The organism is Fulvivirga sp., from assembly GCF_040220315.1.
Taxonomy (GTDB): Bacteria; Bacteroidota; Bacteroidia; order Cytophagales; family Cyclobacteriaceae; genus Fulvivirga.
The window spans coordinates 1-9,559 of the sequence record NZ_JAVJUY010000199.1 but is presented as its reverse complement, the minus strand read 5'-3'; the positions used below and the strand labels follow the sequence as shown (position 1 = coordinate 9,559).

9 protein-coding genes are annotated in these 9,559 nt (G+C 35.9%); 2 read left to right on the top strand and 7 right to left on the bottom strand.

The features are described 5' to 3' along the window. Positions 1–647, top strand: a 647-nt coding sequence (porT, locus tag RLO81_RS09920; protein WP_350110813.1) for a type IX secretion/gliding motility protein PorT/SprT, incomplete at its 5' end; no start/stop codon positions are given. Continuing rightward, entirely contained in the window at positions 644–1,402 is a 759-nt protein-coding gene (locus tag RLO81_RS09915; RefSeq protein ID WP_350110810.1) for an SDR family NAD(P)-dependent oxidoreductase, read from the top strand. The genes porT and RLO81_RS09915, both read left to right, overlap by 4 nt. Here RLO81_RS09915 and RLO81_RS09910 read toward each other — a convergent pair. The 7 genes from RLO81_RS09910 to RLO81_RS09880 all read right to left on the bottom strand — a co-directional run. Then, the gene (locus RLO81_RS09910; protein ID WP_350110807.1) at positions 1,376–2,026 is read right to left on the bottom strand and encodes an alpha/beta hydrolase; all 651 of its coding nucleotides are present in this window, start codon (positions 2,024–2,026) and stop codon (positions 1,376–1,378) included. The two genes, RLO81_RS09915 and RLO81_RS09910, sit on opposite strands and share 27 nt — an antisense overlap. A gap of 58 nt (positions 2,027–2,084) precedes the next feature. Further along, positions 2,085–2,516 (bottom strand): hypothetical protein, encoded by a 432-nt coding sequence (locus RLO81_RS09905; RefSeq protein ID WP_350110805.1) that lies wholly within the window; start codon positions 2,514–2,516, stop codon positions 2,085–2,087. A 17-nt stretch (positions 2,517–2,533) separates the two neighbouring features. Continuing rightward, positions 2,534–3,430: a hypothetical protein gene (locus RLO81_RS09900; protein WP_350110802.1), complete on the bottom strand. Its 897-nt coding sequence runs from the start codon at positions 3,428–3,430 to the stop codon at positions 2,534–2,536. A gap of 305 nt (positions 3,431–3,735) precedes the next feature. Further along, complete coding sequence (locus tag RLO81_RS09895) at positions 3,736–6,648, bottom strand: ATP-binding cassette domain-containing protein (RefSeq protein ID WP_350110800.1); 2,913 nt, start codon at positions 6,646–6,648, stop codon at positions 3,736–3,738. 53 nt (positions 6,649–6,701) lie between these two features. Beyond that, complete coding sequence (locus RLO81_RS09890) at positions 6,702–7,064, bottom strand: DUF1987 domain-containing protein (protein ID WP_350110797.1); 363 nt, start codon at positions 7,062–7,064, stop codon at positions 6,702–6,704. A gap of 40 nt (positions 7,065–7,104) precedes the next feature. After that, the gene (locus tag RLO81_RS09885; protein WP_350110794.1) at positions 7,105–7,635 is read right to left on the bottom strand and encodes a SiaB family protein kinase; all 531 of its coding nucleotides are present in this window, start codon (positions 7,633–7,635) and stop codon (positions 7,105–7,107) included. A 103-nt stretch (positions 7,636–7,738) separates the two neighbouring features. Then, positions 7,739–9,559, bottom strand: a 1,821-nt coding sequence (locus tag RLO81_RS09880) for a PAS domain S-box protein (RefSeq protein ID WP_350110791.1), incomplete at its 5' end; no start/stop codon positions are given.

Here is a 9,559-nt window from a genome sequence, read left to right as displayed (position 1 = left end):
TATTAGCACAACGTAATGTTGAAATGAATAACCCTAACTACGATGATCGCTTTCTTAGTTATGGATTTCTTATCGGCTTGCACACCACAACTTATCAGCTAAAATACTCAGATCAGTTTGTATCAAGGGATCTAGATACGTTGTACTCTATATCTCCTTCGTGGTCACCTGGCTTTAGTTTAGGATTCATTGTAAACATGAATATGTCGGAGTTTCTGGATATAAGACTATTACCAAAAGTGTCCTTTTATGAACATAAACTGGAATATCAATCATTAGATTCAGCCCCGCTGGAAGAATTGGTTGAAACCACTGTTGTAGAACTACCGCTACTTTTAAAATATAAATCGGAACGAAGAGGTAACTTTAGAATGTATATGGTTGGTGGAGTGAAGCCTGGCTTTGAAGCATCTGGTAAGAATGATGTAGACGAGGTGAGTAAAGAAAACCTCGATATTAGAGCTTTCAATTTATCACTGGATGTTGGCTTCGGTATAGATATGTATTATCCACTCTTCAAGTTCTCACCTGAAATCAGGTTTTCGAAAGGCATTACAAATATGCTGGGAAGTGGTAATAATGAACTAAGTGCAGGCATCGACCGCTTGAACACCAATACTGTTACCCTATATCTTTTGTTTCAATGAGCAAAGAAGTCGTATTTATATCAGGAGCAACTTCAGGCATAGGAAGAGCCACGGCAGTTCTTTTATCTAAACACAAGTATAGGTTAATTCTGGCAGGTAGAAGAAAAGAACGACTAGCTGAACTCCAAACTACTCTTGGTAAAAATACAGAAGTTAGAACGCTCGCATTTGATATTACGGATAAGAATGCTTTAAACCTTGCGTTTGATTCGTTACCTACTGAATGGAGGGCCATAGATATACTAATTAATAATGCTGGTAATGCGCATGGCTTAGACCCTATTCAAGACGGCTCAATTGCAGATTGGGATGCCATGATTGACATTAATGTAAAAGGGCTTTTATACTTATCAAAGCGGGTTATGCCAAACATGGTAGAAAGACGGAAAGGTCATATTATTAATATTGGTTCTATAGCAGGCAAAGAAGTCTATCCCAATGGAAACGTATATTGCGCCTCTAAATATGCCGTAGAAGCCATTACACAAGGTATGCGGCTAGATTTGAACAAGCATGGAGTAAAGGTTTCTGCTATTAACCCTGGGCTAGTAGAAACAGAGTTTTCTGAGGTACGTTTTAAAGGAGATAAAGAGCGTGCGGATTCTGTTTACAAAGGATATTCTCCATTATTGCCAAATGACATTGCAGAACTTATTCATTTTGTAGTAACAAGACCTAAGCACGTAAATATTGCAGACTTATTAGTCTTGCCTACCGATCAGGCTTCATCAACGATTGTTAACAAGAAGCTGTAGCAGTGTATTCTGATCTATGTCATGCTTACCAGGAAAGGTTATAATCTCAGGTTTTAATTTAAGTCGATTTGAAATTTCAGTCATCTCTTTAAGTCTTTCTTGTTTTATGAAAGGATCATCCAGTCCATATACATAGGTAATATCTTTATCTGAAAGAATTTCACGAGTAACTGTAATATCCATGTCTGGAGGAAAAATTCCTGCCCAAAGTATTAGTTGATCAAAATTTATTTTACCCGAAGCGATCCATCGAGATACAGTGGCCGAACCTTGTGAAAAACCTAAGAGAGTAACTTTACAATCAGCTGAGATATTATCTTTAATGCCTGAGTAGAGTTGATTCAAATATTCAAGATAATTTTCAATATCTATTTCCCTGTCTACTTTGGTCATCCATGTGGCGCCAACCCTTCCGCTAAATCCTTCAATATAGAATTTTGAAAGCCCTTCAGGTGCGATAATACAAAAACCATGTTCTTCTAAAGAGCTAAACTTTCTTATAAAGTATTTTGAAAGTTGCCCATAGCCATGAAGCACAAACAGTAAATGTTTTGTACCTGAATTGAGCTCACCAATTTGGCTGTATCTTCCTTTGTATGAAAAATTGAAGTGATGTTCCTGCATAAAAAAATAGCAGGCTCCATTAAATGAAACCTGCTTTTTTAATAAGATAAACTTTAAACTATCGCTTGAATCCAAGGGCACTTCCTCCGCAGAATTGTGCCGAATTATCAAACGTATACTGTATGTAATAGATACCAGTAGTGTTACAAGGATAAGCTATGGCACTTAGAAATTGGCCATTAAATTTACTGCTTGCAACCTGATTTCTATTGCTATCAAATAAACTTACGATTATACCGTCTGTAGATTCTCCTGTAGCACATACGTTGATCATGTATTGTGTACCTTTGGTAAAGACGTATGAGTATTCAACTTTGGTTTTAGAGCCACCTTGGCCATCAATTTTATAACTCTTAAGGAAATTAAAACCAGAAGCTAGTTTTGGAATACAAGAGTTTGTGTATTGTTCAGCATTACATTGTGCTTTTGCAGTTGTACCTGCTACTATAAACAAACATGCCGTTATTATTGTATAAAATACCTTTTTCATATTCTGATTATTTTCCACTAACTAATTACACTTTTTCTAATACTGCTAATAATATTCGTGATGTTCTGAACATTTTCAGGAGTAATTTTTATTTCACTTGTACTATTATCTTTTATGACCATAACGCCATCAACAACTTCAAATGTTGATTCTTTATACGTCTTAACAATCTCAATTTTCTCATATTCAGATTGTAACTTTTGCATTTCATTCAAAAGTGATGCCATATTTTGATCAATGTCTTTATAAAAGCTTAAAAGGAGTACAATATTCTCTAAAATAATTTTCTGCTCGCCAATAGTATCCCTAAGCTCTTTGTTGTCCGGGTTTTTCTTTGCCACCTGACATGTAATGTGCATTGCTTCTAACCAACCACCAGCTAAAAGAAGTACACTCAGGTTAGCTCTGTTTTGCTCTTGCAAATAGTGATTTATACTATTAAAATTCTGTGTTGTGATTAATAACAATGAATCCAGGTTTTTGCTATTGGTCGCCAACCTACCGATAGTTTCAATATCAAAAAATTGACCTATGCTTAAACCATCTGCCAACTCTTTAATTGCAGCCATATAGTCTAACCCGTCTTGATTCTGCTCATAAATGTTAGTGTAACCTAGGTCTGTACCGTAAATACCAAGGTTTAATGATTTTCTGTAATTGCTATTATATTTTGATAGGTTATCAGCTGAATTTAGGAATCCCTTGTCGTACTTGGTTCCAGATTCCTTTAAAAGAACTGAAATTTCCAGTGGTGATGGAATCTGTTGGATAATACTACTAATAGCTTCTTCAGAGATTGCTGGACCTTCAACCTTTGTTGAATCCAAACTCTCTAAAAATGCTTGCTCATCTGGTTTTTTACTTGAGTTGCATGCAAAAAACAGTACTGCCAATATCAATGATAATTTCCTCATATGCACAACATTTATGATGGTAACAAAATTATAAATTCATTTATCTATTACAAACATTATTATTTGTAATTGGCCAATTACTATAGCTGACAAATACTTACTTCTTAGAGAATTTTATTTTACTTAACTTATCTAATCCTTTTCTAAGCGCCTCAAAATATAAAGCTAAGTATAGCAATATCGTCATTAACCAGATGACAATCAAGTTGAATGTGTAGGTACTAAAGTAGGTGCCCGCAAAATACTTAGACGGTGCAAAAAAGTGTGCCCTATAATCGAAGAAATGGCTGGGGTTATCTGGTTCGTTAAAAAATGGGGTTAATTTGTTGGATAAGCTCACCATTGTATTCGATTATCCTATCTTTTTCAGCCACATTCATAACGAGATCTGCTAAACTCTCATTATAATACTCGTTTTTTAGTTCATTCAGATTGTAGTCGTATTCAGGGTTGTTTTCAAAGAAATAAACCATTTGGTCTTTTCTAACCACACTTTTGTTATAAACATCCTGGTAATGATCTTTATAATTTTTAAAATAGTCCTCAAGCATTGCACTAACCTCGTTGGTAAATGATTCTAATGTGAGCTCACCAACATTCACATTTTCCAGACCCTCTTGAAAAGGATCACCTACAATATTGTCTTTAATGATTTTTAAATCCTTTTTTAAGATCGCTTTTATGGAATCATTATCAGCTCCAATATTTTCAGAAATGAATTGTCGCTTTTTCTTAAGTTCTTCAACAAGGTATGCTGCTTTAAAATCGGCTTCTGCTTCGGTTTTCTCCAGCTCGTAATAGGGCTCTTCATAGTCGTTATACTTAAAGTGATGAACTGCCATAGCCTCATAAGCCCATCTGGAGGCCATAAAATCTGCCACAATTGGAACTTTACCCTTTGTGCTTAAAACCTCGTTTAATTTATCAAAGCTAAATAATAAGCCACTTAGAATCATTTGAGGGATTAGGAGTAAAGGAATCATTACATAAACTGTAACAGCAGAATTGAATGCACTAGATATATTCAGACCCAGAACGTTTGCCAAACAAGAACAGGTAAATAATGCAAACCAAAACGCAAACGTCATCCCGTGGATGTCTAGAATTAAGTGCCCTATGATTACAAACGACATTGTTTGTATGGCAGACATTAAGAATAAGATAATAATTTTTGATACCAGATAACTGTTCCAGCTTAAGTTCAGGAATGACTCTCGCTTTAGTATTTTTCTATCCCTTATAATTTCCTCGGCACTCACGGTAAGCCCCATAAATAAGGCCACAATGATACTCATTAACATAAATGCTGGAATATTATCATTGAAACGGAAGAGATAATCGTTACCAAAAGGGCTGCTCTTATACTTGATAATAAAGGCTAGTATGAGTGCCAGCAGCGGAGCCTCGAGTAAGTTGATTAGCAGATATTGCTTGTTGCTTAGCTTGCTTAACATATCACGTGTGGTGAATATCAAGCTTTGTTTTAATTTGTTAGGAATGAATAATGAATGCGAAGGCTCTTCATTTATATCTTCTACTTTTTCAATAGCGAAATGCTCTTTAAAACCTTCGTGCCATTGCTGAGGATTTACTTTTCTTTTGTTGGTAAGTTGCCCATACTCGTCTACGACCTTGGCTTCAATAATATTGAAAATCTGTTCAGGGTTTACATTTCCGCATGTTTCACACTGCCCTCTTTGTGAGTCAACCTGATTAGATGCTTTCTTAAAATAGGTAACAGCTTCTACTGGGTTACCATAAAAAACTGGGAAACCGCCAGTATCCATGATATACATCTTACTAAACATCTTGTAGATATCTGAACTTGGTTGATGTATTACCACGAATATCAACTTTCCTTTGAGTGAAAGTTCTTTGAGTAAATCAATTACATTTTCTGAGTCTCTGGAAGATAAGCCAGATGTTGGTTCATCAACAAACATTACTGCCGGCTCCCTAATCAGCTCCAATGCTATATTTAGACGTTTTCTTTGTCCTCCACTAATGGTTTTATCCAGTACACTACCTACTTTTAAGTCTTTACGCTGATCAAGACCTAAGCTTTCTAGTACCTCCAGTACTTTTTTACTAAGATCTTCCTCTGAGAGGTTGGCAAAACAAAGTTTGGCATTGTAGTATAGATTTTGATAAACAGTCAACTCTTCAATGAGAAGATCATCCTGAGAGACGTAACCTATGACTCCGTGGATTCTATCTTTTTGAGTGTTTATATCAAATCCATTGATTTTGACAGAACCAAGTGTAGGTTGTTCAATTCCAGCCAACACGTTCATCAACGTGGTTTTACCAGCGCCACTGGCGCCCATAATTCCAATGAGCTGACCGGGACCCTCCGATATCATTACATCACGTAAACCAAGGGCACCATTTGGAAACCTAAACTCTTTAATATCTGCATTAAAAGAAAGTTTGGTGGTTTTCAACTCTTCATTAAATAGCGCAATAAGGTCACTATAATAAAGTGCTGCACCTAAGGGAGTTTTTACTGTACTACCATGCGAGAACAGATATACTCTGTTTTTTTGCATGATAAAGCCATTCAGAACAATCTGATCTTTGCCGATGTACTTCGTAAAGTACATATCCACACTATTGACTTTAAGGAAAATGATATGGCCATCAATATCTGAATAGAAATGTTTGGAATATATTCCTTTTTCCTCTAATTCCTCCTTATTTTCTGGCGTGTGGTCATGCTCTCCTTCACCATCAACAATAAGTATATCCCCAAAATTGAGTTCTGCAGATTTTGTTTTGATAACGAAGCTTTCAATAAGCTTGTATTCATCCTTCACAATATTGAACACCGTACTGATGGTGTCAATAATTTCCATTCTTTGGGAGGTAAAGTTTTGATCCGACCCTACCAATTCCAATATTTTGATTAAAACAACTACCTTTTGTTTCTGGGTAAGTGTTTTATTGATTTTTTTACAAAGCCCTAATGTTTTTACAGAGTCGCGAACAGAGGTTAGCTTTCGCTTTTTTGTCCCTTCTTCTTCTTTTTCTTCGTCACCTTCTTGGTTATAGCCAGAAAATTTGTCGTATAATTCTACGTATTCTTTAACAGAGTCTTGATCAAGCTCCTGCTGAAAAAAACCTATTACAAACTGCCTTTCTTTCTCAGTAACACCCCCATCTTGTTTGGTAATAATGGCAAAAAGTTGGGTAAGTGCTTTAAGTATTTCCTCACTCATAGGCTACCGTCTGCTGTTAGCAGTAATTTACTGGCAAAAAAATTAGGTAAAACTTAGTACGTTTTAAATTCGAATGGAATTTCAACAAGTTCAGAAAATTCTTCACCCGCCTCTTCCATATCTTCATCATCTTCGTGGAAGTACCACATGATAGTCATACCATCGATATCTTCCAACGCAGATAGAACATCAAGTATTAGTTTACTAGAAGCAGTATTGAAATATTCTAATTTGAACATAAATTCAGTACTTGCATTCGCTTCTTTAGAGTATTCTTCGATCCAATCTAATACAGGCTGATAAAACTCAGCAGAGTCTTCTGGTAAGCTACGACCAGAAATTTCAAAAATACCGTTTCCCTTATCTAAAATAATTTTAGGAGTATCTTCAGTGCCTTCTAAATTTAGTATGTCCATTATTAATGCTTATTTATAATCGTTATTACCAAAAATTAAACTATAGTCTATCTATTGATGACTTTAAACAGAAAAATGAGTTGCCATCTCCGATATCAACAAAATCATAATCCAATTTATTACCTGACTTTCTTGCCATATCAACAAATCCAAGACCTGCACCTCCTTTATCAGAAATTTCGGTACTCTTGATTATGCTTTTGTAAAGTTCCTTTAAACCATCTTTATCAAGCTCATTGATTTGATCAATTTTACCCTTTAAGCCATCTATGTTTTCATTCATAATTGGGTTGCCGGAAATAATAATGTATTTATCTTCTTGCTTGCCCACCATAAAAACTGCAGAGTGGTTATTAGCCACATCGTCTGCATGTTTTACAATATTTTGTAAGCACTCAACCATTACATTGAATACTTTCCTTTTGACAGTTGATTCTTCTCCTGAAGAATCCATATTTCGTTCCGCCATTGCCAAAACAGATTTGGTAATCTCCTGGGTAAATTCACCCTCGTATACCAAGATCAGATGGTTTTCAAGCATGGTTTTGTGCAAATCAAAAATATACTTCATAAGTCTTAAAGCGTTTTATTCAGTTTCTTTATAAGTCTTTATCTATAAGTTTGTTAGTCGATTTTGATTATAGTTTGTCAAAATACGACTTTTAATTAAAAATCTACAATTTTATACCAATTAACAATACATCATCTGTTTGCTTTTCTTCGCCCATCCAATTTGTCCAATGGTTATCAAACTTCACATAGGCTTCCTTCATCGGCATATTGTGGACTTCCATAATTTTCTCTCTTAATCGCTTCGGTCCGTACTTCCTGTTCTCGGGCCCACCAAATTGATCTGGGAAACCGTCTGAACAGAAGAAGAATGAGTCGCCCGCTTTAAGCTCTACTTTATGATTCGTGAAGTTGGTCTGGTTTTTATAAATACCACCACCAATAGCAAATTTATTACCTTTAATTTCCTCCATTTCACCTTTCTTCACCACATATAATGGCCTGTGTGCACCTGCATATTCCACTTTTCTTGTTGCCGTATTTATTTTACAAAGTGCGATGTCCATTCCATCTTTCGTTTTCGAATCATCCTGATCTTGACGCAACGTGGTGGTTACCCCTTCATCCAACTGATCTAAGATGATACCCGGATCCGAAATTTTCCTACTTCTTACAATATCATTAAGCAGGAAGTACCCGATTAATGAAAGAAGTGCTCCCGGAACGCCATGGCCCGTACAATCCACAGCTGCCATGTAAATATCATCGCCAATTTTAACATACCAAGGGAAATCACCACTAACAACATCTTTTGGTTTATAAAGTATGAATGAATCTGGCAGCACTTTGTTGATTACATTATTATTTGGCAAAATGGCATTTTGGATTCTCTTAGCATAATTAATACTATCAGCAATTTTCTTATTCTTATTCTGGATTTCCAATTCGATGAGCTTTCGCTCCGTAATGTCATGAGAAACAACCAGTACCGATTCTAACTTTTCATTATCATCAAATTCCGGGATGGCATTTACTTGCATTACTCTATCGCCCATTTCTGACGGGAAGTCCATTTCCGTAGCTACCTTTTTATTGGTGCTGTTAACTTCTTCGATAATTTCAAGCCACTTGTCTAAAACATTTTGAGCAAGGTCGGCTTCCTTTATCTTTTGGTTTAAGAAATCAGAAGGTCCTTTGCCAGTATATTCTTCAATAACAGGGTTGATGTAAGAGATAGCATCATCTTCTAATCTTGTAATCAAATCTAAGGAGTTCTCAGAAAGCGCCTGCATTTTACTACGCATTCTCTGCTCTTGCTCTGCTCTTCTTCTTTCTGTAATATCCCTGGAGTTGACAATTAAACCATGAATAGCCGGGTTAGACATAAAATTTGTACCAGTAGACTCAATCCAGATGTAGTTACCCTCTTTGGTTAAATACTCATATTGAATCGTGATTTGCTCGTCAGGATGCTCCAACAGGCTTTTGAACATGCCTTTAAATTCAGCTACATGCTCTTTGTTTACTTTATCAGCATCGCTTACACCAATCATTTCCTTTTGGGTATAACCAAGTATTGGCTCTACTGATGGACTGATATATCTTACTGAAAGGTCTTCTTCATAAATAGTTATTACTTCAGAAGCATTTTCCAATAGAAGCTGCATTCTGTTCTGCGTTCTATTTACTTCTTCTATTTGTTCTTCAAGTTTAGAGTTAGATTTTTGCAGTTCTTCTTGTGTTGCTTGCATTTCCTCGGCATTCTGGCGCAGGATCTCTTGCTTTTCTTGTAATTCAGAACTCATAGCCTGAGATTCTTCCAAAAGCTTGCGTGTCCGTTCATTTACTTTTATGTTGAACACCGTACGAGCAAGAATTAAACTCAGCTCTTCAACAAATTTTACTTTGCCACTGTCAAACTTCTCGAAGCCGGCAAACTCAACAACACCATATACTTTTTCCTCTGTGATTAATGGAACTATTAA